Genomic DNA, 26,356 nt, shown 5'->3' with positions numbered 1-26,356 from the left:
TTCCCGTTTGTGCGTGCAGCCACTATGAGCCGCATCACATCTACCGCTGACGTGAGATGGAGGCACTAGCCTTCCTGCCGTGACGACTTCCGACACCACCGCCGGCACCTCGCCGCCCGGGGCCGATGACGTCCCGACCGTGTCCGGTTCGGACAACTACAAGTGGATCGCCCTGTCGAACACGACCATCGGTGTCCTGATGGCGACGATCAACAGCTCGATCCTGATCATCGCGCTCCCGGACATCTTCCGGGGGATCAAGGTCGACCCGCTCGCCCCGGGGAACACGTCGTACTTCCTGTGGACCCTGATGGGGTTCATGCTGGTCACGTCGGTGCTCGTGGTGAGCCTCGGCCGGGTCGGCGACATGTTCGGCCGGGTGCGGATGTACAACCTCGGCTTCGCGGTCTTCACCGTGTTCTCGATCCTGCTGGCCGTCACCTGGATGCACGGCACGACCGCCGCATTGTGGATCATCATCATGCGGGTCGGGCAGGGCATCGGCGGCGCGTTCCTGTTCGCCAACTCCAGCGCGATCATCGCCGACGCGTTCCCGGAGAACGAGCGTGGACTGGCGCTGGGCATCAACGGTGTCGCCGCCATCGCCGGGTCGTTCCTCGGCCTACTGGTGGGCGGCCTGCTCGCCCCGGTCGAGTGGCACCTGGTGTTCCTGGTGTCGGTGCCGTTCGGGATCTTCGGGACGGTCTGGGCCTACCTGAAGCTGCGCGACAACGGCGTGCGGACCCGGGCCCGGATCGACTGGGCCGGCAACATCACCTTCGCCATCGGACTCATCGCGATCCTGACCGGCATCATCTACGGCCTGCAGCCCTACGGCGGCCACACGATGGGCTGGACCAAGCCGTTCGTGCTGATCTGCATGTTCGGCGGGCTCGCCGTGCTGATCGGGTTCGTCGTGATCGAGCTGCGCTCGCCGGACCCGATGTTCAAGCTGGAGCTGTTCAGCAACCGGGCGTTCACCATGGGCAGCCTGGCCGCGCTGCTCGCCGCGCTCGCCCGCGGCGGCCTGCAGTTCATGATCATCATCTGGCTGCAGGGGATCTGGCTGCCGCTGCACGGCTACAGCTTCGAGCGGACGCCGCTGTGGGCCGGCATCTACATGATCCCGCTCACCGTCGGCTTCCTGCTCTCCGGGCCGGTGGCCGGTCGGCTCGCCGACCGCTACGGCGCGCGCCCGTTCGCCACCATCGGCCTGGTGACCACGGCCGTCGCGTTCCTGCTGTTCAACGTGATCCCGATCGACTTCAACTACGTGGCGTTCGCGGCCATCCTGTTGCTGATGGGCCTGTCCATGGGCCTGTTCGCCGCGCCGAACACCACGGCCGTGATGAACACGTTGCCACCGAACCAGCGCGGCGCCGGTGCCGGAATGCTCAACACGTTCCAGAACTCGGCGAGCGTGCTGTCCATCGGCGTGTTCTTCACCGTCATCGTCCTGGGCCTGGCCTCCAGCCTGCCGGACGCGATGTTCTCCGGCCTCACCGCCCAGGGCGTCGACCCGTCGAAGGCCCACGAGCTGGCGAACCTGCCACCGATCGGCAGCCTGTTCTCCGCCTTCCTCGGCATCAACCCGACCGAGCAGCTCCTCGGCCCGGACACGTTGAACTCCCTCGACCCGAGCAAGGCCCACTTCCTCACCGGGCACACGTTCTTCCCGAACCTCATCGCCGGTCCGTTCGGCGACGGCCTGCACCTCGCCTTCTACTTCGCCGCCATCGCCTGCGCGCTCGGCGCGGTGCTGTCCTGGCTGCGCGGCAAGGGCGCCCCGCACGTGCGCCACTCGCTGATCGAGGACGCCGGCGAGGGCCTGGCCGGCGTCGGCGACGTCGCGGCGATGGAGGACGGCGCGGGCAGCGCACTGCCTGCGGACGGCGGCACGCTGGCCGCCGAACGGTAGGGCCGCGGAACAAGGACGGCCCTGACTCGGCACATCCCAGCCCAGAGAGGTCCTGACAGGCGATGGGCGACACCGTCGACGGCGAGGAGGCGCCACCCGGCCGCGGCGCGGACGTGAGAAACAATCGTGGGGTGCGTGACAAGGACCAGATGAAGAAGGCGGCGCGCGAGCTGTGCGGCATCGGGCAGGCCGCGCAGGAGCTCGGAGTCTCGGTGCGGGCGCTGCGGTACTACCAGGAGGTGGGGCTGCTCACCCCGTCGGGGCGGACCTCCGGCGGCAACCGGCTCTACGCCGACTCCGACCTGGCCCGCGTCCGCCGGATCCGGGAGCTGCAGACCCTGCTTGGTTTCAACCTGGACGAGATCGGGACCATCCTCGCCTACGAGGACCGGCTCGCCCAGGTACGGGTGGAGTTCCACGCCGCCTCCGACGACGGCGACCGGCTGCGGCTGTTGTCCGAGGGTGAGACCGCGTATGTCAAGCTCCGCGCGGAGATCGACGAGAAGATCAGCCGGCTGGCGGCCTTCCGTGACGAGATCGACGAGCGGCTCGAACGGATGAACCGGTTCCGCGACGGCGCCGTCGCCCGCTCGTCCTGACCGCGCCCTGGCCGCGCCGTCACGGGCCACCCGACGGGGAGGCGGCCGTCGACGGGGAGGCGGCCGTCGACGGGGGATCAGCCGTCGACGGGGGATCAGCCGCCCGGTGGGCCTCGGCGCAGCCGGCCCGCCGGGCGGGGCAGCTCGGCGGCCAGCAGGGCCACGTCGTCGTTCAGGGTCGAGCGGGTCCACGCCCGCACATGGTCGACCAGGTCGGCGACGGACTCCTCCAGTGTGCCGCGGGACAGCGCGGCCTGTACCGCGGGCAGCAGCGGGAAGAACCGGCCGGTCGTGGGGTCGCGGGCCTCGGTGACGCCGTCGGTGTAGAGCAGCAGGCGATCCCCGGGCAGCAGCATGACCTCGATCGTGTTCTCGGCGATGCCCCCGCCGCCCCCGTCGGCGCCCGTAGGGCCGCTGAGCAGGCCCAACGGCGGCAGCCGGATCGGGACGCAGAGCAGGCTCGCCCGCCCGGCACGCACCAGCACCGGGTCGGGATGGCCCGCGTTGGCCAGCCACAGCCGCTGGCCGTCGATCTGCCCGACCACCGCGGTGACGAAGTCGTCGAGCCCGCAGACCTCGGCGACCTCGTCGTTCAGACCGGCCAGCACCGCGGGCAGGTCGTCCGCGGATCGGCTGACGATCCGGAAGCAGCCCAGCACCCGGCTGGCGATGCGCACCGCGTCGAGGCCCTTGCCGCGCACGTCGCCGACGAGCAGCCGGGTGCCCCACGCGGTGTCGACGACCTCGTACAGATCCCCGCCGATGCGCGCCTCGGCCGCGGCGCTCTCGTAGCGCACCGCGAAGCGCAGGTCCCCCGACGAGCGCGGCACCGCGGCGAGGATCGACTGCTGGGCCACCTCCGCCACCCGGGTGACGTTCTGCAGCTTCGTCTCCCGTCGGGTGTTGTACCGGCTGACCAGCACCGCCAGCACGCCGCCCACGGCGACCCCGCCGAGGCGCACCATCTGGGCGGTCGGGCCGCCATCGTTCTGACCGAACAGATGATCGTAAATGCCGAGCATGACTCCCACGCCGATGGCCAGCACCCCGTACAGCGCGGTCAGCCGAGGGCCACCGAACGTGGCGGCAAGCATCGGGCTCAGCACCGCCAGCTCCAGGACTGTCCACTCCCGGTTGCTCAGTTCCAACGCGGCGACCCCGGCCAGCATGAGCAGTGGCAGCAGCGCGGCGAACCAGCGCCCCGCCCTGGAGGACAGCGCCGTCAACGGGGGGCACCGCCGGACCGGGGGACGGGCCGCAGCCAACCTGGGCCGAGCCGGTGAGGGGGCCACGTGCCGCGGTCGAGCCTCATGCTGCCTCAACTACCCCCTCGCCGTGGGGCTGAAGCAGAATCCCAGCTCAGCCGGGGTGAACGCGGCGAGCGGGGGCGGTCAGGGCTGGCCGGGGCGCAGCGCCACGAACAGCCCCTCGGCGTCCGCGGTGATCTCGCCCTCGGGATCGCGGATCGTCCCGACGAGGTAGCGCTTGCGGCCTTCCTCCCGGTCGAAGTGGGCCTCCACCCGCAACTCCGGGCCGACGGGGGTGATCTTGCGGTAGTTCACGTGCAGGTAGGCCGTCCGGGAGGGGCTACGGCCGCCGGTGTTCGCCAGCCGGCCCAGCACCTCGTCGAACAGCAGCGGAAGGCTGCCGCCGTGCGCTGCGCCGTTGCCGCCCAGGTAGAAGCGTCCGAACACGACCCGGCCCGAAACCCGGTCGTTGCCCTCGACGTCGACGTGGAAGGCCGGTGCCAGCGCCTGCGCCCGGCCCGGAAGGCCTCTCATCTGGCCGGTGAGCTGCTCGGACTCGCCCACGGTGAACGGGCTGAGCAACCGGGTGATCTCCTCGAGGTTCTCCCGGGCCTTGCGGGCGACGTCCTCCGGCGGCCGGGCGCCGGTGATCGTCTCCTGCGCCGCGCGCAGTGCCTCGATCAGGCCGACGAACTCGGGGTGCTCCGCGGGCGGCACGTCATGGCCCCACGCGTGTCTCGCCCTTGCCACCGTTTCCTCCACTCCTCGAGCCGCCCGCGAAGGCTCGCTCACTGTCGGTGTCGGTGTCCCGTCCGGCCTGCCCGGCCGCGAGGGCGATCAGGGCTGGCCGGGGCGCAACGCGACGAACAGTCCCTCGGCATCGACGGTGAGGTCGCCCTCGGGGTCGTGGATCGTCCCGACCACGAAGCGCTTGCGGCCCTCCACCCGGTCGACGTGGGCCTCGACACGCAGCTCCTGCCCGACCGGGGTGATCTTGCGGTAGTTGACGTGCAGGTAGGCGGTGCGGGAGGTGCCTCGCCCGCCGTCGTTCGCCAGCCGGCCCAGCACGTCGTCGAAGAACAGCGGGATGCTGCCGCCGTGCGCGGCGCCGTTGCCGCCCAGGTAGTAACGCCCGAGTACCAGCCGGCCCCGCACGTGCTCGGTGCTGCTCTCGTCGACGTGGAGAACCGGCGCGAGCGCCTGGGCGTGGCCGGGCTCGGTGATCAGGTAGCCGGCGAGCTGCTCGGCCTCGCTCACCGTGAACGGCGCGAGCAACCGGGTCACCTCCTCCAGCCCCTCCCGGGCCTTGCGGGCGACGTCCTCGGGCGGGCTGGCGCCGGTGATCGTGTCCTGGGCCGCGCGCAGCGCCTCGACGAGGTCGACGAACTCGCGGTGCTCCGCGGCCGACTTCACCGCGCTGCCGGCATCTCTCCCGTCCGCCACCGTGTTCCTCCCGTCGTCGGGCCGCGCACCCCGCAGCACGACCGTCTGTTCCACCTTTGCCTGCCAGGACGCCCGATGCGCGCACTCGGGGCGAGATGTCCGGCACAGCACGGCCACGGAAGACCGGCCGGGCCCTTCGGGCGCATTCCGCCTGGGTCGAGCCCGTTTCGGGCGAACGAACGTTAGAGTGCCGCTTGTGTCGCGTCGCACACGACCGGCGGTGCCGTCGGGCCGCGGGGTGCGGGCGCCGCGGCCCGCGTCGGCGGGATCCGCGCACGTCAGATCGTTCTGTCCTGGGGGTGGCTGGAATGATGCCTGAATCCGGTGGTTCACCGGGAGTTCCGCGGGCCGCGGGGTACAACCCGGCCCTCGACGGCCTGCGGGCGCTCGCCGTCCTCGCGGTGCTCGGCTTCCACATGAGCGTCCTGTCCGGCGGGTTTCTCGGCGTCGACGTGTTCCTCGTGCTCAGCGGCTTCCTGATCACGGGGCTGCTGCTGGCCGAGCGGGACCGCACGGGCAGCGTCTCCCTGGCCCGGTTCTACGTGCGGCGTGCCTTCCGGCTGCTGCCGGCGTTCGGCGTCTTCGTCGCGGTCGGCGCGGTGCTCGTCGTCGCGGTGAAGAGCCGGGCCGACCAGTGGGACTTCCTGGACAACGCGGTCAGCTCGCTGCTCTACGTCAACAACTACTACCGGGTGTTCCGGCCGGACTCCGGCGGCGCCTGGTTCGGCCACACCTGGTCGCTGTCGCTGGAGGAGCAGTTCTACCTGATCTGGCCGGCGGTGCTGGTCCTGCTGTGCCGGCGCCCGGCGGCCCGGCGGCGGCTGCCGGCGATCCTCACCGCCGCGGCGGTCGCCGTGTTCGTCTGGCGGGAGATCCTCATCGCCGCCGGGGTGAGCGACGCCCGGATCTACTTCGGCCTGGACACCCGCGCCGACGCGTTGCTCGTCGGGGCCGCCCTCGCCGCCTGGGGGTGGGTCGGGCCGCGGTTGCCGGGGCCGGCGGACCCGGGCGGGGCCCGGCTGCACGGTTTCGCCGGCGCGGTGCGGCTGGCCGATCTCGCGGCGCGCCTGCGCGGCGCCTCCGGGGTGATTCTGCCGGTCGCCGGGCCGGTGGCGCTGGCGGCGCTGGTGGGGCTCGCCTTCGTCGCTCCCGAGCCGGGGCACGGGATCACCGCGTTGGACCTGGGCGGCTTCACCGGTGTCGCGCTGCTCGCCGGGGTGGTCGTGGTGTCCCTCGACCGGTGCCGGCAGGCCCCGCTCGCGGTCGTGCTCGGCAGTGCGCCGATGGCCTGGTTCGGCCGCATCTCCTACGGGTTCTACCTCTGGCACTTCCCGGTCGCCGGCACCGTCCGCGACCGCCTCGGCGACCGCGTCGACACGCCGGCCCAGGTGCTGATCGCCATCGCGCTGAGCACCGCGCTCGCCGCCGGCTCCCACTATCTGGTCGAACGGCCGGCGCAGCGGCGGCGGCCGCGCTGGGCGGCGAGCCCCGTGGTCCCCGCCCAGCGTCGCCCCGACCAGGCCGTCCCCGCCGCCGGGCCGGTGGCCTAGCCACCCGCCCCGGCGGGCGGTAGGGCGATCTACTTCGGCGCCATCCGGATCGCGCCGTCGAGGCGGATCGTCTCGCCGTTGAGCATCGGGTTGGCGATGATCTGGGTGGCGAGCAGGCCGTACTCGTCGGGGGAGCCCAGCCGGGAGGGGTGCGGCACCTGCTGGCCGAGGGAGATGCGGGCCGGCTCCGGCAGGGAGGCGAGCAGCGGGGTGTCGAACAGGCCGGGGGCGATCGTGACCACGCGGATCTTCAGGTTGGCCAGGTCGCGGGCGATCGGCAGGGTCATGCCGACGATGCCGCCCTTGGAGGCGGAGTAGGCCGCCTGGCCGATCTGACCCTCGAACGCCGCCACCGACGCGGTGTTGATGATGACGCCGCGCTCGCCCTCGATCTCCTCGACCTGGCTGATCCGCTCCGCCGCGAGCCGGATGACGTTGAACGAGCCGATCAGGTTGACCCGCACCACCCGCTCGAAGAGGTCGAGCGGGAACGGCCCCTGCTTGCCCAGCGTCTTCGCGGCGTTGCCGATGCCCGCGCAGTTGACGGCGATCCGCAGCGGGCCGAGCTCGGCGGCCGCGTCCAACGCGGCGGTGACGTCCTCGGGCGAGGTGACGTCACCGGGGCTGAAGCGCACGGCGCTGCCGAGCTTCTCCGCGACCGCGGCACCGTTGGAGCTCGGGAGATCGAGCAGGACGACGCTCGCGCCGGCGTCGACGAGCCGGGTGGCGGTGGCGAGGCCGAGGCCGGACGCCCCGCCGGTCACCACTGCGACTGAATCCGCGATCTGCACGTGAGTTCCTCTCGGAAGGACGGTGGCTCGGCGCCGGCCGGGCCACGGGTGCGTCGGCCCGGCCGTCGGCAGGCGGGGCCCGCGACGAAGGGACCGATTAATAGTGTAAACAGTAAAATGTATTGCCGTGCCTGTCGTCGCCCCGGGACGGCGGGGCGGAGCGGTGCGGGGTCGTGCGGGTTGACAGGCCGGAATCCGCGTTCTGATAGTTAACTTAGTGCTCTAATGGCGGGGTGTGCACCTGGTTGCCGATCCGTCGCGGCGCGCCGCGACGGATCGTCCCCCGGCCGCGGCGGCACCCGCCGGCACGCCGTCCCGGACGGGCCGCGCGGGCTGGCGAACGAACCGTCGACCACCTGACGTACGGTCCCACATCGCCCCGTTTGGTGCCGCTGTCGGGCGAACGGCCCCGGGACCCGCAGCCATCCCGCCAGCGAGAGGCTCGTGATCGAGACATGGCCCACCGCACCCTCGACGACACCACGACCGGCACGTTCCGCCTGGCCGGCCACACCGTGCGCCGCCTCGGCTTCGGCGCCATGCGGATCTCCGGCGCCCGCAACGCCGAGGGGGTCCGCGACCGCGCGCAGGCCGTCGCGCTCACCCGCCGGGTGTACGAGCGCGGCGTCAACCTGATCGACACCGCGAACATCTACGGGTACGGCGAGTCCGAGGAGATCATCGCCGAGGCGCTGTACCCGTACCCCGACGACCTGCTCATCACCACGAAGGCGGGCTTCCGGCCGGGAAAGATCGCCCCGGGAGCGACGAGCCTGCCGCCGCTGGGCCGCCCCGAGCACATCCGGGCCGAGTGCGAGAAGAGCCTGCGCCGGCTGCGGGTCGAGGCCATCGATCTTTATCAGGTGCACGTGCCCGACCCCCAGGTGCCCTACGAGGACACCGTCGGTGCCTTCCTCGACCTTCAGCGGGAGGGCAAGGTCCGCCACATCGGCGTGTCGAACGTGACACCCGAGCAGCTCGCGCTCGCCCGCTCGCTCGGCGAGGTGGTCAGCGTGCAGAACCGGTACAACGCCGGAGACCGGACGGCGGAGGCGGTGCTGGCCGTCTGCGAGCGCGACGGGCTCGCCTTCCTGCCGTGGGCACCGGTGCTGGTCGGCGAGCGCCTCGGCGCGGTACTCGACGCCATCGCCGCCGCCCGTGAGGCGGACGCCGCGCAGGTCGCGCTCGCCTGGCTGCTGCGGCGCTCCCCGGTGCTGCTGCCCATTCCCGGCACGTCGAAGGTCCGTCATCTCGACGCCAACGTCGACGCCGCCTGGGTCGCGCTCACCGACGACGAGGTGGCCGCGATCGGCGCCGCGAGCTCCGCCCCCGCCCAGGCCAGGGCCGGGGGCGGCGGCCCGGTGGTAGGTGGGAGCCGGTGAGTGGCCCGGCCGCGGACCGGCCCGAGCCGCCGCTGGTGGACCGGCCCGAGCCTTTGCTGGTGGACCGGTCCGGGCCGCTGCTGGTGGAGCGGCGTGGTCCGGTGCTGCTGCTGACGCTGCACCGCCCGGCCGTGCGCAACGCGCTGAACGTCGCGACCCGGCAGGCGTTGATGGCGGCACTGACCGAGGCCGAGGGGGACGACGCGGTGGTCGCGGTGGTGCTGACCGGCACCGATCCCGCGTTCACCGGGGGGGTCGACCTGACCGAGGCGCTCGGCCCCGGCCCGAAGCCGCGCGGGGTGCGTTCGCTCAACCCGGCGGCGACCCTGCGGGCGATGACGAAGCCGGTGGTCGCCGCGGTGAACGGCACGTGCGTTACCGGCGGCTTGGAGGTGCTGCTGAGCTGCTCGTTCGCGGTGGCCTCCGAGCGGGCCCGTTTCGCCGACACGCATGCCCGGGTCGGCCTGGTGCCCGGCTGGGGGCTCAGCGCCCTGCTGCCGCGGGCGGTCGGAACGCGCTGGGCGCGCCGGCTCACCGCGACCGGCGAGCAGATCGACGCCGCCACGGCGCTGCGCATCGGCCTGGTTACCGAGGTGGTGGCGCACAAGGCGGTGGTGACGCGGGCGGTGGAGCTCGCGGCGGCAACCGCGCGGACGAGCCGGCGCGCGCTGGCCGCCGCCTGGGAGCTGTACGCCGAGGGCGAGGGCAGGTCGCTGGCCGACGCGCTGGCCCGCGAGGCGGGCACGGCCCGGCACTGGCGGGTCGATCCGCAGGAGGCCCAGGACCGGTTCACCGCCGTGATCGACACCGCCAGGCCTGCCGGTACCGCCCGCCCGCCCGCTTGAGGGCGGACCGTCTGAGCGTGGACCGTCGAGGGTGGACCGCGGCGCCCCCGGCCGGGCGCCGCGGTGCGGTTCCTACTGGTGGGCGTGCGGGTTGGGTGCGAGCTGACCGCGGGCGAGCCGGCCCAGGAATTCAGTGTTGTCGTAGAAGTGCTGGGTATCGGTGAGGCGCAGGTCGTCGGTCACGTGGGCGACCGTCACGCCGTACATCTCGATGCGCTCGCCGGTGGGCTCGACTCCCTTGTAGGGACCGCTGAAGGTGCCCCAGTGCCGCCACTTGAAAGTGATCACGGGCGGCGGCGAGTAGACCTCCAGGACCTCCCAGAAGAAGCCCCCGGGGAATGCCTCGTGGAACACGTCGTGCGACGACTCGAAGGATTCCTCGGTGGCCGAGTAGTACGGGTTCTCCCCGATCAGGACGTTGTAGCTGCCCCGCTCGGCCAGCTCGGCGCTGCCCACCCCGGGTCCGCCGTTGACGCTGACCCTGACCTTGTCGGCGACCATGCTGACCCACTCGGACGGGTTCTTCTTGTGGGACAGCTCCATCTCGAAGACCTGGACGACCCGCTCCACGATGTCGGCGAGTGAACCGGGCTCGTGGTGCACGGAGCGTTCCGCCGGCATGGTCTGGTGGGACAGGTGGTAATCCGGGGGCTCTCCGTCACGCCAGGTCACGCCCTGTGATGCGGCGATCACCGCATCTCGACCCTGCACGTGCAGCGGCTGAGCTGCCGCGGCGTTGTCGGTCACGCCGTCGTCCTCCGATTGTCGGAAACGCGGAATCATGGGATCTGCGGCCGCGCAGACGTCTCGCGGCCACTTTGCGGAGGGGATTGCGGCCGGTAATCACCCCGGCCCGAGTGTCGATGACTGATCGACATGAACATCCTACATTTGTGGCGGGCCGGCCAGTAATAGGGGCGAAAGTCCGACCGGGGGCAGCTACCCGCGGTAATCCAGGTGCGAGCTAGCATCGGCGCGCTTCGCCGGTCGATTCACCGAGGGCCGCTCTTCAAGCCTGGCATATACCCTGCTCAGGCGGTTATGTCGCCATCCGCGGACGGCGCGCCGGCGTTCGGCGGGCGGCGCGCGGCCGTGCCGACACAGAACCAGATGGACACCGCGCGTGTCGAAGGTCGCCCGCGACGGCACCTTCGTCCTACCCGCGAATCAGGTAAAGCGGTGTGGTCGCGGGCGTCGCGGAGGGCCAGCCGGCCCCCCGCCGGGAGGCGGCCCGGCCTGCCCTGGCTGAGCGGTATGGCCTGCCCCGGTCGGGTGGTCCGGCCTGCCCCGGTCGGGTGGTCCGTCCTGGCCGGAGGGCGTATCCACCTCCGACCAGGGGGGCGTGCGGACTGCCCCGGCCCGAGCTCCAACTCTGGCGATCATGACGTTCGGTGGAGTCGTGCCGTCGGGCGGGGATGACGACCCGCCTCCAGGCGGTGGCAGCCGTCATCGAATACCTAGTAAACTATGTCGGCGGGGTAGGGGTGTGAGTTCTCCGGGTGTGGCGGCTGTGGCCGGTCCACCGGTGGCGCCGCGCGGCTCCCGGTTGGAGGCACCGCCTGGAATCGTCCGGGTGCTGTCGGTATCGATCGGCGTGGTTGGCCGTGGGTGCGCGCGTCGCACGGCGGATCGGCGTCGTCAAAGAGCACTTGGTGAACTACGTCGGCAGGTCATCTGGCGGCCCCTGGCGGCATGATGAGACGGGCGCGGCGGTCGTCGACAGGCCCCGCCATCAGGAGGAGAGCGGATGAAGATCGACGCAAACCTGTCGGACGACCTCGCGGCGACGCCGGCGGGCGCGGCGCGTATCGAGAAGGAGGGCTACGCGGGCATCTGGGTGGGGGAGACCCGCCACGACCCGTTCCTGCAGACGCTGCAGGCGACCAACGCGACCTCGACCGCGAGCGTCGGCACGTCGATCGCGATCGCCTTCGCGCGGACCCCGATGACGCTGGCCTACCTCGGCTACGACCTGGCCCAGTACAGCGAGGGCCGGTTCATCCTGGGCCTGGGCTCGCAGATCAAGCCGCACATCGAGAAGCGGTTCTCGATGACCTGGTCGCACCCGGCCGCCCGGATGCGCGAGCTGGTCCTGGCCACCCGGGCGATCTGGGACTCCTGGCAGAACGGCACCAAGCTCGCCTTCCGCGGCGACTTCTACACCCACACCCTCATGACGCCGTTCTTCGCGCCGTCGCCGCACTCCTACGGCCCACCGCCGGTGTACCTCGCCGGCGTCGGCGAGGGGATGACCGAGGTGGCCGGCGAGGTGGCCGACGGCTTCTTCGTCCACCCGTTCAGCACGAAGAAGTACCTCGAGGAGGTCACCCTCCCGGCGCTGCTGCGCGGGCGGGCGAAGGCCGGCAGGGCCGATCTGGACGGCTTCGCGATCGCCGGGCCGTCGTTCGTGACGGTCGGGCGCACCGAGGAGGAGTTGGCGGCGGCGGTCTTCGGGACCAAGAAGCAGATCGCCTTCTACGCCTCCACCCCGGCCTACAAGGCCGTCCTCGACGTGCACGGCTGGGGCGACCTGCAGCCGGAGCTCACCAACCTGTCCAAGCGCGGCGAGTGGGACGGCATGGCCGACCTCATCAGCGACGAAATCCTGCACACGTTCTCGGTCGTCGGGACGCCGGAGGAGGTCGGCAAGGGCCTCATCGCGAAGATCAGCGGCATCTACACCCGGACGGCCTTCTACGACACCTGGAAGGCCGACCCGGCGGTGTGGCCCCTGCTGCTCGACGCGACGCGATGACCCGTCCCACCGCGACCGCTCGTCCCACCGCGACCGCCGGTCCCGTTCCGACGGACCGTCCCGCGGCGGCGGGCCCGAGCCCCGAGCCGGCGGACGTCGCCTCGTTCGACCTGCGGGGCCAGGTCTCGCTCGTCACCGGGGGCAACGGCGGGATCGGCCTGGGCATCGCCGAGGCGCTGGCCGCCGCCGGGGCGGACGTCGTCATCCTCGGCACGAACGAGCGTAAGAACGCCGCCGCGGAGCAGACCCTCGCCGCGCACGGCGGCAAGGTGCTCGCGCTGCGCTGCGACGTCGGGAACGAGGCGCAGGTCATCGACGCGTTCGAGCAGGCGGTCGGTGTGTTCGGGCGGATCGACTCCTGCTTCGCGAACGCCGGCATCGGCGGGGAGCCGATGCGCTTCACCGACCTGACTCTCGACCAGTGGCACCAGGTGCTGCGGATCAACCTGGACGGGGTGTTCCTCACCTTCCGCACCGCGGCCCGGCACATGGTCGCCGCCGGCGCGGGAGGCAGCCTCGTCGCGGTGTCGAGCATCATCGGGACCAACCGTGGCTTCGCCCGGACCCAGGCGTACGGCACCGCGAAGGCGGCGCTGTCCGGCCTGGTCCGCAGCTGCGCGGTGGAGCTGAGCCGCGACGGCATCCGGGTCAACGCGATCCTGCCCGGCTACATCCGCACCGCGCTGGCCGACGACCTGCTCGACGACGAGAAGTTCGCCGCCCGCTCGCTGCCGCGGCTGCTGGGCCGGCGCTGGGGCACCCCCGCGGACCTGGGCGGCATCGCCGTCTACCTGGCCTCGGCGGCGTCCCGGTACCAGACCGGCGAGCAGATCGTCGTCGACGGCGGCTACGTCCTGTCCTGACCCGCCGGGGCCCCACCGGGCCTCGACCCCATCCGCCCCCACGGCACCTCTGCGCCGCGGGGGCGGGTGGCCCGGGGACGCGGCCGCCGGCGTCGGCCACCTCACGGCAGGCGGTCGTGGTGCCCGCGCGCCGCGCCCCCGGAGTCGGTCGACCGTGGCCCCGTTCGGGCCGGCCACCACGGTCGATGGGGCCGTGCGGCCCTCGGTGTTGCTCGCGAAGTTAGTATACTTAGTTTACTCTTATCGAGATCAGGGTTCGGGGACCCGAGGGCAGGCCGTCGTCGGAGCGCCGAAGAGCTGTGCCGCACAGATGAGGAGTCCGCCGTGGGCCACCGCTGCTTCGAGGTCGACGTCATCGGCCGGGTCGCGCAGCTGGTGCTCAACCGGCCGGCCGCGCTCAACACGCTGCTGCCGGAGTTCTGGCGGGAGTTTCCCGACGCCGTCGGCCGGCTCAGCGACGCCGGTGACGTGCGGGCGCTGATCATCTCCTCGACCGGCCGACACTTCTGCGCCGGGATGGACCTGTCCGCGTTCGAGCACAGCGACCTGCTGTCCGGCGGCGACCCGGCGCGTGCCAACGCCGGCCGCAAGCGGCTCATCGCCCGCATGCAGGACGCCTTCACCGCGCTGGAGCGGGCCCGGATGCCGGTGCTCGCGGCCGTGCAGGGCGGCTGCCTCGGCGGCGGCCTCGATCTGATCACCGCCTGCGACCTGCGGTACGCCACCGCCGACGCCTTCTTCGTCGTCCAGGAGACCAACATCGGGATCACCGCGGACCTGGGCACCCTGCAGCGCCTGCCGACGCTCATCCCGGCCGGGGTGGCCCGGGAGCTGGCCTACACCGGACGGCGCCTGCCGGCCGCGCGGGCCCGCGAGCTCGGCCTCGTCAACGAGGTGTTCGACGACCACGACGCGCTGCTCGCGGGGGTCCGCGAGATCGCCGCCGAGATCGCCGCGCGCAGCCCGCTGGCGGTCTGGGGCAGCAAGGAGAGCCTGCTCTACGCCCGCGACCACGACGTCGCCGCCGGGCTCGACCAGATCGCGACCTGGCAGACGGGAGCCTTCCAGGCCGAGGAGGTCGCCGAGGCGATGCGCGGGCGCGCGGGCGGGCACGCCCCCGACTACCCGGACCTGCCGGCGGTCCCACCGCTCTGACCGGCGCCCCACCGCTCTGACGACCGGCGCCCACCGCTCTGACCGGCGCCCGCCGCCCGACAGCCGAACCCTTCCGAACGAGGAGCCGTCATGGTCGACGCCGATCCCGGCACCGGTGAACTCCTGGTCGAGCGGGTGGACGGGGTCGCCGTCCTCACCCTGCACCGGCCGAAGGCACGCAACGCCCTGACCGCCCGGCTGATCCGGACCCTGCGGGCGGCGCTCGCCGCGGCGGACGCCGACGACGCCGTCGACGTCGTCGTCCTCACCGGCGCCGACCCGGCGTTCTGCGCCGGCCTCGACCTCGGCGAGGTGGCCGGCAGCGGCGAGAACCTGCGCCTGGCCCAGACCCGTCCGGGCGACGCCGGCCCGCCGCCCGGTCTGCCCTGGGAGCCGACCGGCAAGCCGCTGATCGGCGCGATCAACGGTCCGGCGATCACCGGCGGCTTCGAGCTGGCGCTGCACTGCGACATCCTCATCGCCTCGCAGCGGGCGGCGTTCGCCGACACCCACACCCGGGTCGGCGTCCTGCCGAGCTGGGGAATGAGTGTCCTGCTTCCGCGGGCGGTCGGCGAGCGCCGGGCGCTGCGGATGAGCCTGTCCGGTGAGTTCCTCGACCCGGTGGCCGCCCGGGACGCGGGTCTGGTCAGCGAGGTCGTCCCGCACGACGACCTGCTGCCCGCCGCCCACCGCCTCGCCCAGCGCATCCGCGCGTCGGACCCGGCGACGCGGGTGGCGTTCCTCGCCTCCGCGCGGGCGATCGCGGCGCAGGGCACCGCCGACGCGCTGGCCGCCGAGTCGCGCGCCGCCGCCGCCTGGCTGGAACGCGGCTTCGACGCCGGCGGCGTCGCCGGCCGCCGCGCGGGCATCGTCGCCGGGAACCGAGGCCAGCTCACCGCCGCGCCCGCCGCGCCCGCCGCGCCCGCCGCCTCCGGCTCGGGGGACGCGGGGTGACCGGCGTCGACCCGCGGTTCCGACCGCCCGAGACGACGATCGCCCAGCCCTGGGACCGGGTCGCCGCCGAGCTGGCCCGTCACGGGCTGCACCTGGACACCGACGTCGCTCCCCGCCAGTTCGCCGGTGGCCTGGCGAACCTCAACTATCTGGTGTCCGTGAACGGCAGCCCCGCCGTGCTGCGCCGCCCGCCGCCCGGGCCGTCGGCGGAGGGCGCCAACGACATGGCGCGCGAGTGGCGGGTGCTGCGCCAGCTCGGCGCGGGCTACCCGCTCGCCCCGCGCGGGGTGCACTTCTGCACCGACACCGACGTTCTCGGCGCCCAGTTCCAGGTGCTGGAGTACCGCGACGGCGTCACCGTCGGCGCCACCGTGCCGCCCGCGCTCGCCGCGGCCGAGCCCGCCGGTGCCGACTCGGTTCCCGGGCGGCTGACCGCGACCCTGCTGGCGGCGATGGCAGCCCTGCACGCCCTGGACCCGGCGTCGGTCGGGCTCGGGGATCTCGGCCGGCCCGAGGGGTTCCTCGGCCGGCAGGTGGAGGGCTGGGCTCGCCGGGCCGCCGCGGTGTACCCCGACGGGCCGCCGGCCGCCGCCAGGGCGGTGATCGGCTGGCTGCGCGCCGCCGTCGTCGACGTGCCGGCGGGCGAGGCGCGCCTGATCCACGGCGACCTCAAGTTCGACAACATGCTCGTCGCCCCGGGGACCCTCGCCCCGGTCGCCGTCCTCGACTGGGACATGACGACCCGCGGCGACCCCCTGTTCGACCTGGCGGTGCTGCTGTCCTACTGGATCGAGCCGGACGACCCGCCGGCGCTGCACGAGCTGCGCCAGGTGCCCTCGCTCGAACCCGGCTTCCCGCGGCGCGAGCAGGTCGCCGCGGGCTACTTCGCCGCGGCGGGCCGCCCGCCGGCCGAGCTGGGCTTCCATCTGGCGCTGGCCCGGTTACGGCTGGCGATCGCCTGGATGCAGCTGTACCGGCGCTTCGCCGGCGATCCGGTGGCCGGCCCCCGCTACGCCGGGTTCGCGCGGATCGCCGACGCCGTGCTCGGCTGGACGGCGGACCTCACCGCCGCCCGCCCCTGACCGCATTCCGACGAGACTGCAGGGAAAATCATGATCGATTTCAGTCTTCCGCAGGAGCTGGTGGATCTTCGGGAGCGGGTGCGGTCGTTCGTCGAGAACGAGATCGTCCCGTTCGAGCGCGACCCGCGGCTGACCGCGCACGGCCCCACCGACGAGCTGCGCCAGGACCTCGTCGGCCTGGCGCGTAAGGCCGGCCTGCTGACCATCCAGGCGCCGAGGAGGTTCGGCGGCCGGGAGCTCACCCACATCGAGCAGGCGGTGGTCTACGAGGCGGCCGGCTGGTCGACGCTCGGGCCGGTGGCGATGAACTGCGCCGCGCCGGACGAGGCGAACATGGGGCTGCTGGCGAAGATCGCCGACCCGGAGCAGCAGGAGGAGTTCCTGCGGCCGGTCATTGAGGGCGGGGCGCGCTCGGTGTTCGCGATGACCGAGCCGGGCGGCGCCGGCTCCGACCCGAACCAGCTGCTCACCGAGGCCGTCCGCGACGGCGACGACTTCGTGGTCAACGGGCGCAAGTGGCTGATCACCGGGGCGAACGGCGCGCTGACCTGGATCATCATGGCCCGGCTGGCCCCCGGCGCCGACGGGCTGGGCGGCCCGACGCTGTTCCTCACCCGGGGCGACACACCCGGCATCGAGGTGGAGCGGGTCATGAACACCATGGACCGCAACTACGTCGAGGGTCACGGCGTGGTGACCTTCCGCGACCTGCGCCTGCCCGCCTCGGCGGTGCTCGGCACGCCCGGCGACGCCTTCCGCTACGCCCAGCTGCGGCTCACCCCGGCCCGGCTGACCCACTGCATGCGCTGGCTGGGCGCGGCCGACCGGGCGCACAGCATCGCCGTCGAGCACGCCCGCACCCGCACGGCGTTCGGTCGCCCGATCGGGGAGCACCAGGGCGTCGGCTTCCAGCTCGCCGACAACGAGATCGCACTGGACAACTGCCGGCTGGCGATCTGGCACGCCTGCTGGCTGCTCGACCGGGGGGAACAGGGCAGGCACGAGGCGTCGAAGGTCAAGTGCTACGTGTCCGAGGAGCTGTTCCGCGTCGCCGACCGCTGCGTGCAGGTCCTCGGCGGCATCGGGGTGACCGACGAGACCGTCGTCGAGATGATCTTCCGGGACATTCGGGCGTTCCGCCTCTACGACGGCCCGACCGAGGTGCACAAGCACGCCGTCGCCCGGCGCCTGCTGCGGGCGCGGACCACCACCCCGGCCGTCCCGGCGCCGGCGGCCTCCGGCATCCCCACCCCCGGCTGACCAGGCACCACGCGGCCGGGAACGGCATGATCCGAGCCAGGGACCTGTTTTACCCCGAAGCCGCGATCCACCCGGAAGTACTGACCCGCCCGGAAGCCGTGATCCACCCCGAAGGAGCGATGATGCCCGACCCCTCGACCCCCTCTCCCGCGGCCGCGTACGGCCCGTTGCACGGCGTGCGGGTCATCGAGTTGGCCGGCATCGGGCCGGCGCCGTTCGCGGCCACGCTGCTCACCGAGCTCGGCGCGGACGTCATCCGGGTGGACAAGCCGGCCACCGTGGGCACGCAGCCCGACTGGCTGACCCGTGGTCGACCGTCCGTCGCGCTCGACCTGAAGAACCCCGACGAGCACGCCGGTCTGCTGGACCTGATCGACGCCGCCCACGTGTTCATCGAGGGCTACCGGCCGGGGGTCACCGAGCGGCTCGGCCTCGGGCCCGACGCGCTGCTCGCCCGCAACCCCGCACTGGTCTACGGCCGGATGACCGGGTGGGGCCAGGAGGGTCCCTGGTCGCGCTCCGCCGGCCACGACATCAACTACGTCGCGATCACCGGGGCGCTGGGCGCGATCGGCCGGGCGGGCGGGCCGCCGCAGGTGCCGCTGAACCTGGTCGGCGACTTCGGCGGCGGCGCGCTGTACCTCGTCGTCGGCATCCTCGCCGCGCTGCACGAGGCCCGCGGCTCCGGCCGGGGGCAGGTCGTCGACTGCGCCATCGTCGACGGGGTGGCGTCGCTGTCGGCGATGATGTGGTCGATGATCTCCCGCAAGGAGTGGGGCGAGCCGCGGGGCACGAACATGCTGGACACCGGCCGACCCTGGTACGACGTCTACGAGACCGCCGACGGCGGCTGGTTCTCCGTCGGCGCCATCGAGGCGCAGTTCTACGCCAGGCTCGTCGAGCTGCTGGGCCTGCCGGAGTGGGCGGACGCCCAGAACGACGCCAGCCGCTGGCCGCAGATGCGCGCGGCGTTCGCCACCGTGTTCGCCAGCCGCACCCGGGCGGAGTGGGAGCAGGTGTTCAACGGCACCGACGCTTGTGCGGCGCCGGTGCTGAGCTGGTCGGAGGCGCGCGCGCACCCGCATCTGGCCGCCCGGGAGGTGTTCGTCGACCTGGGCGACGAGGTGGCTCCGGCCCCGGCGCCGCGCTTCTCGCGCACCCCGGGGCGGGTCGCCGAGATGGGACCGGCCGTGGGCAGCTCCACCCTCGCCCAGGTGAGACAGGCCTGGGGCCTGACCACCGCCAGCTGACGCAAGGGGGCGAATGTGAGCAGCGTGCCGCCGCCGGCCGAGCCGGGGGCCTCGATTCTCGATCTGCTGGAGCTGGAGGAGCTGGACCAGGACCTCTACCGGGCCCTGACGGTGTTCGAGGACCGGTACTCCCTCTACGGCGGGCAGGTCGCCGCCCAGGCGTTGCTCGCCGCCGGACGCACGGTGCCCACCGGGCGCGTCCCGCACTCGTTACACGGCTACTACCTGCGCAGCGGGGACGCCTCCCGGCCGACGATCTTCCGGGTGGAGCGGGACCGGGACGGCCGGTCGTTCTCCGCCCGCCGGGTCGTCGCCGTCCAGGGCGGCAAGGTCATCTTCAACATGTCGGTGTCGTTCCAGGTCCCGGAGGACGGCGCCGACCACCAGGTCGACCCGATGCCCGACGCCGGCGACCCGGACACGGCCGACCAGCTGCGCTTCGGTCGGCTGTTCTCGATCGAGGGCCGGCTGCCGAAACAGCCCTACGAGAACTCCGGGTGGCCCACCCGCGTGTGGGCGCGCAGCACCGTCGCGCTGCCCGACGACCGGCTGCTGCACGCCTGCGTCCTGACCTACCTGTCGGACACCTTCACCGGCCTCGCGGCGTTTCCCGGCGGCGCGGCCCTCTCGGGCGCGAGCCTCGACCACGCCGTCTGGTTCCACCGGCCGATCCGGATGGACGACTGGGTGCTGCTCGACCTGGTCCCGCACTCGGCGGCGGGGGGACGCGGGCTGTACTCCGGCACGATCCACACCGCCGACGGCATCCTCGGCGCGAGCCTGAGCCAGGAGGCGCTCTTCCGGGTCCACCGTGATACCAGCCGGCCGAGGCCGATGCCCCCGACGACGAGCTGACCCGACCGGGCCGGCGTCGCCCACGGCCCCCGAAGGCGCGACGCCAGCGCCGGCGATCCGAGAGGGCCGATCCGAGACGGCCTGTCCGAGACGGCCGATCCGAGCGAAGGGCGGGCCCGTGTACCTCAACGGCGATCTGTATCTGCGGGACACTGCGGCCGAGGGCCGCACGGTGCTGGTGACGCAGCCCGCGCCGGGCGTGCGCGTGCTGACGATGAACCGGCCGGAGCGGCTCAACGCACTGTCCGCGGAAATGATCCGCGACCTGCACCACGCCCTCGACGAGGTGACCGCCGACGAGGCGTGCCGGGTCGTGGTGCTGACCGGCGCCGGTCGCGGATTCTGCGCCGGGCTGGACCTGTTCAGCATGCCGGGCAAGCGGGCGGGCGAGGCCGATGCCTCCCCGCAGGCCCGCCTGCACACCCAACAGGCGATCGCGGCCCTCGTCCCCCGGCTGCGCAACCTCGCACAGCCGGTGATCGCCGCGGTGAACGGGCCGGCGGCGGGCGGCGGATTCGGCCTGGCGCTGGCCGCCGACATCCGGGTCGCCGCCACCTCCGCCCGGTTCAACGCCGCGTTCGTCCGCATCGGCCTGTCCGGCTGCGACATCGGGGTGAGCTGGCTGCTGCCCCGGCTGATCGGCGCCGGGCGGTCGCACGAGCTGCTGCTCACCGGCCGGCTCGTCGACGCCGCCGAGGCGGAGCGGCTCGGCCTGGTCAGCCGGGTCGTCCCCGACGGCGAGACGCTCGACGCCGCCCTGGAGATCGCCGCGCAGATCACGGCGAACAGCCCGATGGGCGTGTGGATGACCAAGGAGGTGGCCTGGAGCCAGCTCGAGGTCGGCAGCCTGCAGGCGGGCATCGACCTGGAGAACCGCACCCAGATCATGACCGCCTTCACCCGCGACCACACCGAGCAGATCTCGGCGTTTCGCGAGAAGCGCCCGCCGACCTACACCAACGGCTGAGTGCGGTCAGCGGTTGCGCCAGTGGGGGGTGCGTTTCTCGGCGAAGGCGGTGAGGCCTTCGAGCATGTCCTCGCTGAGGAGGAGGTCGTCGAGGGCAGGGGAGTCGTGGGTGACGGCGTCGTGGGGGTCGGTGATCCCGGCGGTCTCGTTCATGATCTGCAGGGAGACGCGTACCGAGGTGGGTGAGCCGGCGAGGATGTCGGCGGCGAGCGCGCGGGCGCCGTCGAGGGCGGTGCCGGCGGGGACGATCCGGTTGACAAGGCCGTGCGCGTGGGCTTCGGTGGCGTCGAGGCGGCGGCCGGTGAGGATCATCTCGGTGGCGAGCTTCGGCGGCAGGGCGCGGGGGAGGCGGACCAGGCCGCCGGCGCCGGCGGCGAGGCCGACGCGGACTTCGGTGAGGGCGAACCGGGCGGTGGTGTCGGCGACGACGAGGTGGCAGGCGAGGGCGATTTCGCAGCCGCCGCCGAGGGCGTGGCCGTTGACGGCGGCGATGACGGGTTTGGTCAGGTCCCGGCGGCTGGTGAGCCCGGCGAAGCCGGTCAGCGGCACCGAGCCGCGTTTGCCGCTGGCTGTCCAGGTCAGGTCGTTGCCGGCGCTGAACGCGGTGTCCCCGGCACCGGTGATGATCGCGACCCACAGGTCGGGGTCGGCGAAGTAGGCGTCGAAGACCTCGGCCAGCTCGGTGTTCGCCGGCGGATGCAGCGCGTTGCGGACCTGGGGCCGGTTGATGGTGACCTCGAGGAGGTGGCCGTCTCGGCGGACGAGGATGTGCTCGTAGCCGTCGCGGAAACCAGGGCTGCGGGTGGGGAGCAGGGCGGTCAGGGCGGCGCGGCTGACGGCGGCCCGGTTGCCGTCCGCGGTGGCGCGCACGAAGATCTGTTCGCCGAACGGGGATTCGCCGGCCAGCAGGTCGAGCAGGTCGGTGTCGCCGCGGGTGGTGGTGGCGAGGAAGCGCCGGCCGTCGCGGTCGAGGCGGCCGACGATGATGCCGGTGCGCTGGCCGTCACGGCCGTGGGTGATGGTGAACGTCTCGATCGTCGCCGGGCCGTCGGCGCGGGTCGCGACCGCGACGGGTTCCCAGGAGTCGATCTCGGCCTGGAGGGTGGCGCTGTGGTCGGGCCGCCACGGTGTGGGGGTGGTGGTGTAGATGCCGACGGAGTATTTGGACAGGGAGCCGCCGTTGGCGCCGACGAGGCCGTGGGAGCCGGGGGTGGCGCGCAGCCGGGCGACGGTTTCGGCGATGGCGTGCATGGAGTAGTTGTTGCCGGCGCCGCCGAAGAACGGCAGGCCGCCGGTGAGGGTCAGCCCGCGGGGGTCGTCGGGGGCGAGGCCGAGGCCGTCGCAGACGTTGAACACGGCGATGGGGAAGCAGCTGTACAGGTCGAAGGTGCTGATCTCGTCGAGGGTGCGGCCGGCGACGTCGAGGGCGTGGCGGACGGCCATGATCGCGGCGGGGCTGGTCGAGAGGTCGGCGCGGGCGAGCAGGTCGCGTTCGCGTAGGTCGGCGTGGCCGGCCAGGAAGATCCACTTTTCGGGTGGCACGCCGAGGCGGCGGGCGGCGGCGACCGAGGTGAGCAGGACGGCGGCGCCCTGGTTGACCTGGTCGCGGGCGACGACGAACCGCGGGTAGGGGTCGGCGATCATCCGGTTGCGTTCGGTGACGGTGGCGATCTCGGTCGCGTCGCGTTCGACGGGAGCTGCGGCGTAGGGGTTGGCGGCGGCGACCGTGGTGAAGGGGGCGAACAGTTCGCCCATGGCCTGGGCGTACTCGGCGCGGGACAGTTTCAGCCTCGCCCGGCGGGCGTTTTCGAACAGGGCGTACTGGCTGGGTGCGCCGAGCAGGCCGTGGGTGGCGTGATAGCGCGACGACAGTCCGGTCAGGCCGTAGCCGCGGTCGTCGAGTTGGCCGCCGACGTGTTCGGTGAAGTCGGGCCGGTCGGGGGCGTCGGCGAGCGCCCGCGTGGTGGAGATCGCCTCCGAGCCGAACAGCAGCACGACCTCGGGCCCTGCGCCGGTCGCGATCGCCGCGGCGAACTCGTTGACGAGGTGCTGCGGCGACTGGCCGCCGACGACTTCGAGTACGGCGCGCGCGGGGTTGGCGCCGAGGCGGGCGGCGACCGAGCGTGGGTAGTTGTCCGACCGGCCCAGCGGGGCCTTCGCCCGGGCGCCGGAGATCTCGAACTGGCGGACCCCCGCCACCGTGTCGATCGCGGCCGGATCGATGCCGGCGTCCTCGACCGCCCGTCGGGCCGCCGCCGCCGCCAGCTCCACCGCGGACAGCCGCGCGTACCCGGGCCGGCCGGGCTGCTCGGCGTGCTGGCCGACCCCGACCAGCACCGGCGTCGCGGGGTCGAGGTCCAGGTCGAGGTCGTCGCGGGTGCTCATCACATCTCCTGATCGTGCCGAACGTACTGGTCACTCTGCCTGGGTCGACGGCCGCCGGCGGAGACGGACGGCTGCGGACCGGTCCCGGTCACGGCACGGGCAGGGCAGGGGACGGTGCTTCGAGCACGCCCGCGGCGACCAGTGCGTCCACCTCGGCGGGGGTCAGGCCGAGCAGGCGTTCGGCCAGCTCGCGGGTGTGCTCGGCGACCAGCGGCGCCGGGCCGGTGAGCGGGTCGGCGACGCCCCGGTAGTGGGCCTCACCACCCAGCGTCAGCAGCGGCGGCGGCAGCTGGGGCTGGTCCTGCTCGACGAGCAGGCGCCGGGCGGCGAGCTGCGGATCGGCCGGCAGCTCGTGCACCCGCAGCATCTGCCCGGCGGGCACGCCGTGTTCCTGCAGGTGGCGGGCGGCCTGCGCCGGGGTGTGGGTCGCGGTCCAGCGGCCCACCGCGGCGTTGATCTCCGCCCGGTGGGCGTCGCGGCCGGCCGCGGTGGCGAACCGGGGGTCGTCCCGCCAGCGCGGCTCGCCCACGACGTCGGCGAGCCGGCCGAACGTCGTGTCGCCGTCGCCGCCGGCGTTCACGTCGACGACGCACCACTCGTCGTCCCCGGCGCAGGCGAACAGCCCGCGTGGGGCGTCGCCGCGCCGGTCGTTGCCCTCGGCGCGGACCGACCCGGGGCGCAGGTACTCCTCGGCGAGACCCGCCCCCATCTGGTAGAAGATCGTCTCGATCTGGGCGGCGCTCACCGTGCCGCCGCGGCCGGTGCGCCGCCGGCGCAGCAGCAGCGCCAGCACCGCCACCGCGCTCACCCGGGCGGCGACGTGATCGGGGTAGATCGTGATCGCGTCGCAGAACCCGTCCGGCAGGTCCGGGTAGCGCCACAGCTCGCTGAGGCCGGCGGTGGCCCGCACCAGCGGCCCGTAGCCGAGGCGGCGGCTCCACGGCCCGGTCGAGCCGAACGCGCTGCTGTCGGCGACGATGATCCCCGGGTTCACCCGGGCGAGCTCGTCATAACCGAGTCCGAGCGACTCCATGGCGCCCGGCTTGAAGTTCGACAGCACGACGTCGGCGGACGCGGCCAGCCGCAGGAAGATCGCCTGGCCGCGCGGGTCGCGCAGGTTCAGCCCGAGACTGGACTTGTTGCGGTGGCCCCAGGCGAAGCTCTCGCTCATCTGCCCGCCGCTGCGGTTCTGCCGCGAGCCGTCCGGGAAAGCCCTGTTCTCGACCTTGATGACCTCGGCGCCGTGATCGGCGAACAGCCGGCCCAGCTCCGCCCCGACGACGATCACCCCGAGGTCGAGTACCCGCAGCCCGGCGAACGGATGGCGCGGCGCCCCCGCCGCACCGATCAGGTCGCCTGCCCGCTCCGGACCGGGTCGCGAGGCGGCTGCGGTGGTCACGAGGACCGCGGGGTCGCACTCGCCGAGAGGCGGCGGGCCGAACCGCCGGCCGGCCCGGACACCGTCGATCTCCACCAGCCCGTCGGCCACCGGCACCGTCACGCCCGGGGCGACCTCGACGGGCACGAACGTCCCCCGCGCGCGGACATGCTCGCCGGCCACCGTCGCGGCGGCGTCGAGCAGGGCGGCGGCGGGCACGCCGAACCCGATCGACTCGGCGACGATCGTCTCCATGGTGCGCTCGGCGAACAGCTTCCCGATCAGCGGGTAGAGCTCGCCGGCGGCGGCGAAGCGGACGCCGATGTTGTCGTATTTCGGCTCGGCGAACTGGGCCGGTTCGCCGAGCCAGCGGAACATCCCTCGCCACTGCCGCGCCGCGAGCAGGCAGATCCGCACCCAGCCGTCGGCCGCGGGGAAGATCGGGTACAGGTGGCGGGCGTCGGGCCGCCCCCGCGGGAGGTCGCGCACCGTCGCCCCCGCGCGGGCGCTGCCCGAGATGCCGTAGCCCGGGTCGAGGACCTGGGCCACGGCCTCGAGCAGCGAGAAGTCGACGGCGTCGCCGCGTCCCGTGTCCAGCCGGTTGGCGTACGCGACCAGTGTGGCCCAGGCGGCCTGCGCGGCGGCGCACTCGTCGGCCAGGAACGCCGGCGGAAGCAGGGGCGGCAGGCCGGGCAGGCCCGAGCGGGACAGCAGGCCGCCGATCGCCACGTGCACGTCACTGCTGCCCGTCCAGTCCCGGTACGGACCCGTCAGTCCGAAGTCGGTGATGGAGACGACGACGAGGCCCGGGTGGGCGGCCAGCAGGCCCTCGGGGTCGAGGCCGAGCGCCGCCTGCTGGTCCGGACGGGCGGTGTGCAGCAGGATGTCCGCGGTCGCCGCCAGCGCGCCCAGGAGCTCCCGGCCCGCCGCCGTGGTCAGGTCCACCACCGCGGCACGCTTGTTGATCGCATGGACCGCGAACGACAGGCTCGTCCCGTCCTCGGTGAAGGGGCCCACCCGCCGCGACGCCGCGCCGCCCGGCGGTTCGATCCGCAGCACCTCGGCGCCGAGGTCGGCCAGGTAGCGGCCGGTCGACTCGCAGCGGCCGTCCGCCAGGTCCAGCACCCGCACCCCCGCCAGCGGTAGGTCCACACCGGGGGGCCCAGCTCGGCCGGTCATCGGCTCTTCCCTCTCGTCGATCGGATGGATGCAGGTGCGGGAGGACGTCCACGGGTCTGCCCGCGCGGCGACGGCGAGAGCCGCGGCGCGGCTGCCCGGCCGGGCAGGGGAGCTGGGCGGGATCGCGCCCTGCCGTGCGGGCTGAGCCGCCGCTCGATCGTCGCCACCGGCTCCAGCGAACACCCGGTGTCGCGGCGACGCCATTGCGTTGCGTGCCAATCGGACGTGCCAACGGACGCACGGTGGCGCGTGTCCGGTCCGGACCCCACGAACGTGGTCCCCCATCGGCCCGCGAAATCCGGTGGAACTACTGACCAAAAGGTCAGGTGACTAGAAACGGCCTCATTGTCATAGCCGAGATGGGCTACGGAGCGAGTCGGACTGCCGTTTTCTGACTAGAAAGGATGTGGTCACAACGATGTGGCCCTCTCCTGTTGGCCGGACGTTCATCCGGCGCTGCCACCCTCTGCTCGGCGCGCCGGATGCTCACGTGCGGCG

At 73.1% G+C, this 26,356-nt stretch carries 21 protein-coding genes; 14 read left to right on the top strand and 7 right to left on the bottom strand.

Translation table 11 applies throughout. The annotated features are described in order from the left end of the window. Nucleotides 1–79 precede the first annotated feature (79 nt). Together FRAAL_RS20875 and FRAAL_RS20870 are read left to right on the top strand one after the other, a co-directional pair. Nucleotides 80–1,918 carry an MFS transporter gene (locus FRAAL_RS20875; protein WP_011605900.1) on the top strand — a complete coding sequence of 613 codons (1,839 nt, stop codon included), beginning with the start codon at nucleotides 80–82 and terminating at the stop codon, nucleotides 1,916–1,918. A gap of 62 nt (nucleotides 1,919–1,980) precedes the next feature. Next, nucleotides 1,981–2,517, top strand: a complete 537-nt coding sequence (locus FRAAL_RS20870) for a MerR family transcriptional regulator (RefSeq protein ID WP_011605899.1) — start codon at nucleotides 1,981–1,983, stop codon at nucleotides 2,515–2,517. A 95-nt stretch (nucleotides 2,518–2,612) separates the two neighbouring features. Here FRAAL_RS20870 and FRAAL_RS20865 read toward each other — a convergent pair whose 3' ends face one another. From FRAAL_RS20865 to FRAAL_RS20855, 3 genes are all read right to left on the bottom strand, one after another. Further along, nucleotides 2,613–3,743 (bottom strand): PP2C family protein-serine/threonine phosphatase, encoded by a 1,131-nt coding sequence (locus FRAAL_RS20865; RefSeq protein ID WP_011605898.1) that lies wholly within the window; start codon nucleotides 3,741–3,743, stop codon nucleotides 2,613–2,615. 165 nt (nucleotides 3,744–3,908) lie between these two features. Next, nucleotides 3,909–4,514, bottom strand: coding sequence for a PaaI family thioesterase (locus FRAAL_RS20860; protein ID WP_231861147.1), 606 nt, complete (start codon nucleotides 4,512–4,514; stop codon nucleotides 3,909–3,911). An 87-nt stretch (nucleotides 4,515–4,601) separates the two neighbouring features. Then, the gene (locus FRAAL_RS20855) at nucleotides 4,602–5,207 is read right to left on the bottom strand and encodes a PaaI family thioesterase (RefSeq protein ID WP_157892405.1); all 606 of its coding nucleotides are present in this window, start codon (nucleotides 5,205–5,207) and stop codon (nucleotides 4,602–4,604) included. 308 nt (nucleotides 5,208–5,515) lie between these two features. Here FRAAL_RS20855 and FRAAL_RS20850 point away from each other — a divergent pair, with 308 nt between their 5' ends. Beyond that, nucleotides 5,516–6,757, top strand: a complete 1,242-nt coding sequence (locus tag FRAAL_RS20850) for an acyltransferase family protein (RefSeq protein ID WP_157892172.1) — start codon at nucleotides 5,516–5,518, stop codon at nucleotides 6,755–6,757. A 29-nt stretch (nucleotides 6,758–6,786) separates the two neighbouring features. Here the strand turns inward: FRAAL_RS20850 and FRAAL_RS20845 are convergent, their stop codons facing one another. Then, a complete protein-coding gene (locus tag FRAAL_RS20845; RefSeq protein ID WP_011605894.1) occupies nucleotides 6,787–7,548 on the bottom strand; it encodes a 3-hydroxyacyl-CoA dehydrogenase in 762 nt (253 codons plus the stop codon). 455 nt (nucleotides 7,549–8,003) lie between these two features. Here FRAAL_RS20845 and FRAAL_RS20840 point away from each other — a divergent pair, with 455 nt between their 5' ends. Together FRAAL_RS20840 and FRAAL_RS20835 are read left to right on the top strand one after the other, a co-directional pair. Next, nucleotides 8,004–8,930: an aldo/keto reductase gene (locus FRAAL_RS20840; protein ID WP_011605892.1), complete on the top strand. Its 927-nt coding sequence runs from the start codon at nucleotides 8,004–8,006 to the stop codon at nucleotides 8,928–8,930. Beyond that, nucleotides 8,927–9,775 carry an enoyl-CoA hydratase gene (locus tag FRAAL_RS20835; RefSeq protein WP_011605891.1) on the top strand — a complete coding sequence of 283 codons (849 nt, stop codon included), beginning with the start codon at nucleotides 8,927–8,929 and terminating at the stop codon, nucleotides 9,773–9,775. The genes FRAAL_RS20840 and FRAAL_RS20835 overlap by 4 nt, the downstream gene beginning before the upstream one ends. 72 nt (nucleotides 9,776–9,847) lie before the next feature. On the opposite strand, the gene FRAAL_RS20830 is transcribed toward FRAAL_RS20835, so the two are convergent. Continuing rightward, nucleotides 9,848–10,522 (bottom strand): hypothetical protein, encoded by a 675-nt coding sequence (locus tag FRAAL_RS20830; protein WP_041939570.1) that lies wholly within the window; start codon nucleotides 10,520–10,522, stop codon nucleotides 9,848–9,850. 1,000 nt (nucleotides 10,523–11,522) lie between these two features. On the opposite strand from FRAAL_RS20830, the gene FRAAL_RS20825 reads away from it, so the two are divergent. From FRAAL_RS20825 to FRAAL_RS20785, 9 genes are all read left to right on the top strand, one after another. Then, entirely contained in the window at nucleotides 11,523–12,530 is a 1,008-nt protein-coding gene (locus FRAAL_RS20825) for an LLM class F420-dependent oxidoreductase (RefSeq protein WP_011605889.1), read from the top strand. Then, nucleotides 12,527–13,393: an SDR family NAD(P)-dependent oxidoreductase gene (locus tag FRAAL_RS20820; RefSeq protein WP_011605888.1), complete on the top strand. Its 867-nt coding sequence runs from the start codon at nucleotides 12,527–12,529 to the stop codon at nucleotides 13,391–13,393. Before FRAAL_RS20825 ends, FRAAL_RS20820 begins: the two co-directional genes overlap by 4 nt. Before the next feature lie 324 nt (nucleotides 13,394–13,717). Then, complete coding sequence (locus tag FRAAL_RS20815) at nucleotides 13,718–14,548, top strand: enoyl-CoA hydratase-related protein (protein WP_011605887.1); 831 nt, start codon at nucleotides 13,718–13,720, stop codon at nucleotides 14,546–14,548. A 90-nt stretch (nucleotides 14,549–14,638) separates the two neighbouring features. After that, complete coding sequence (locus FRAAL_RS20810; protein WP_011605886.1) at nucleotides 14,639–15,502, top strand: enoyl-CoA hydratase; 864 nt, start codon at nucleotides 14,639–14,641, stop codon at nucleotides 15,500–15,502. Continuing rightward, a complete protein-coding gene (locus FRAAL_RS20805) occupies nucleotides 15,499–16,584 on the top strand; it encodes a phosphotransferase family protein (protein ID WP_011605885.1) in 1,086 nt (361 codons plus the stop codon). Before FRAAL_RS20810 ends, FRAAL_RS20805 begins: the two co-directional genes overlap by 4 nt. A 30-nt stretch (nucleotides 16,585–16,614) precedes the next feature. Beyond that, complete coding sequence (locus FRAAL_RS20800) at nucleotides 16,615–17,844, top strand: acyl-CoA dehydrogenase family protein (protein WP_011605884.1); 1,230 nt, start codon at nucleotides 16,615–16,617, stop codon at nucleotides 17,842–17,844. Between the two features lie 122 nt (nucleotides 17,845–17,966). Further along, complete coding sequence (locus FRAAL_RS20795; RefSeq protein ID WP_050997420.1) at nucleotides 17,967–19,094, top strand: CaiB/BaiF CoA transferase family protein; 1,128 nt, start codon at nucleotides 17,967–17,969, stop codon at nucleotides 19,092–19,094. 15 nt (nucleotides 19,095–19,109) lie between these two features. After that, a complete protein-coding gene (locus tag FRAAL_RS20790; RefSeq protein WP_011605882.1) occupies nucleotides 19,110–19,949 on the top strand; it encodes an acyl-CoA thioesterase in 840 nt (279 codons plus the stop codon). A 118-nt stretch (nucleotides 19,950–20,067) separates the two neighbouring features. Further along, a complete protein-coding gene (locus FRAAL_RS20785; RefSeq protein ID WP_011605881.1) occupies nucleotides 20,068–20,916 on the top strand; it encodes an enoyl-CoA hydratase/isomerase family protein in 849 nt (282 codons plus the stop codon). Nucleotides 20,917–20,922: 6 nt separating this feature from the next. Here the strand turns inward: FRAAL_RS20785 and FRAAL_RS20780 are convergent, their stop codons facing one another. Beyond that, nucleotides 20,923–23,301: an acetyl-CoA acetyltransferase gene (locus FRAAL_RS20780; RefSeq protein WP_041939569.1), complete on the bottom strand. Its 2,379-nt coding sequence runs from the start codon at nucleotides 23,299–23,301 to the stop codon at nucleotides 20,923–20,925. A gap of 88 nt (nucleotides 23,302–23,389) precedes the next feature. After that, nucleotides 23,390–25,858, bottom strand: a complete 2,469-nt coding sequence (locus FRAAL_RS20775; protein WP_157892171.1) for a CaiB/BaiF CoA-transferase family protein — start codon at nucleotides 25,856–25,858, stop codon at nucleotides 23,390–23,392. Between the last annotated feature and the right edge of the window lie 498 nt (nucleotides 25,859–26,356).

This window comes from Frankia alni ACN14a (assembly GCF_000058485.1).
GTDB classification, from domain to species: Bacteria; Actinomycetota; Actinomycetes; order Frankiales; family Frankiaceae; genus Frankia; species Frankia alni.
Note: the sequence above shows the minus strand (reverse complement) of the source record. Positions and strands in the feature narration are given on the sequence as shown.

What these genes read in the sequence shown, in the direction of transcription:
- FRAAL_RS20870 (WP_011605899.1), top strand. Translation starts at nt 1,981, where the DNA reads ATGGGCGACACCGTCGACGGCGAGGAGGCGCCACCCGGCCGCGGCGCG.
- FRAAL_RS20850 (WP_157892172.1), top strand. Translation starts at nt 5,516, where the DNA reads ATGATGCCTGAATCCGGTGGTTCACCGGGAGTTCCGCGGGCCGCGGGG.
- FRAAL_RS20840 (WP_011605892.1), top strand. Translation starts at nt 8,004, where the DNA reads ATGGCCCACCGCACCCTCGACGACACCACGACCGGCACGTTCCGCCTG.
- FRAAL_RS20825 (WP_011605889.1), top strand. Translation starts at nt 11,523, where the DNA reads ATGAAGATCGACGCAAACCTGTCGGACGACCTCGCGGCGACGCCGGCG.
- FRAAL_RS20820 (WP_011605888.1), top strand. Translation starts at nt 12,527, where the DNA reads ATGACCCGTCCCACCGCGACCGCTCGTCCCACCGCGACCGCCGGTCCC.
- FRAAL_RS20810 (WP_011605886.1), top strand. Translation starts at nt 14,639, where the DNA reads ATGGTCGACGCCGATCCCGGCACCGGTGAACTCCTGGTCGAGCGGGTG.
- FRAAL_RS20800 (WP_011605884.1), top strand. Translation starts at nt 16,615, where the DNA reads ATGATCGATTTCAGTCTTCCGCAGGAGCTGGTGGATCTTCGGGAGCGG.
- FRAAL_RS20795 (WP_050997420.1), top strand. Translation starts at nt 17,967, where the DNA reads ATGCCCGACCCCTCGACCCCCTCTCCCGCGGCCGCGTACGGCCCGTTG.
- FRAAL_RS20780 (WP_041939569.1), bottom strand. Translation starts at nt 23,301, where the DNA reads ATGAGCACCCGCGACGACCTCGACCTGGACCTCGACCCCGCGACGCCG.
- FRAAL_RS20775 (WP_157892171.1), bottom strand. Translation starts at nt 25,858, where the DNA reads ATGACCGGCCGAGCTGGGCCCCCCGGTGTGGACCTACCGCTGGCGGGG.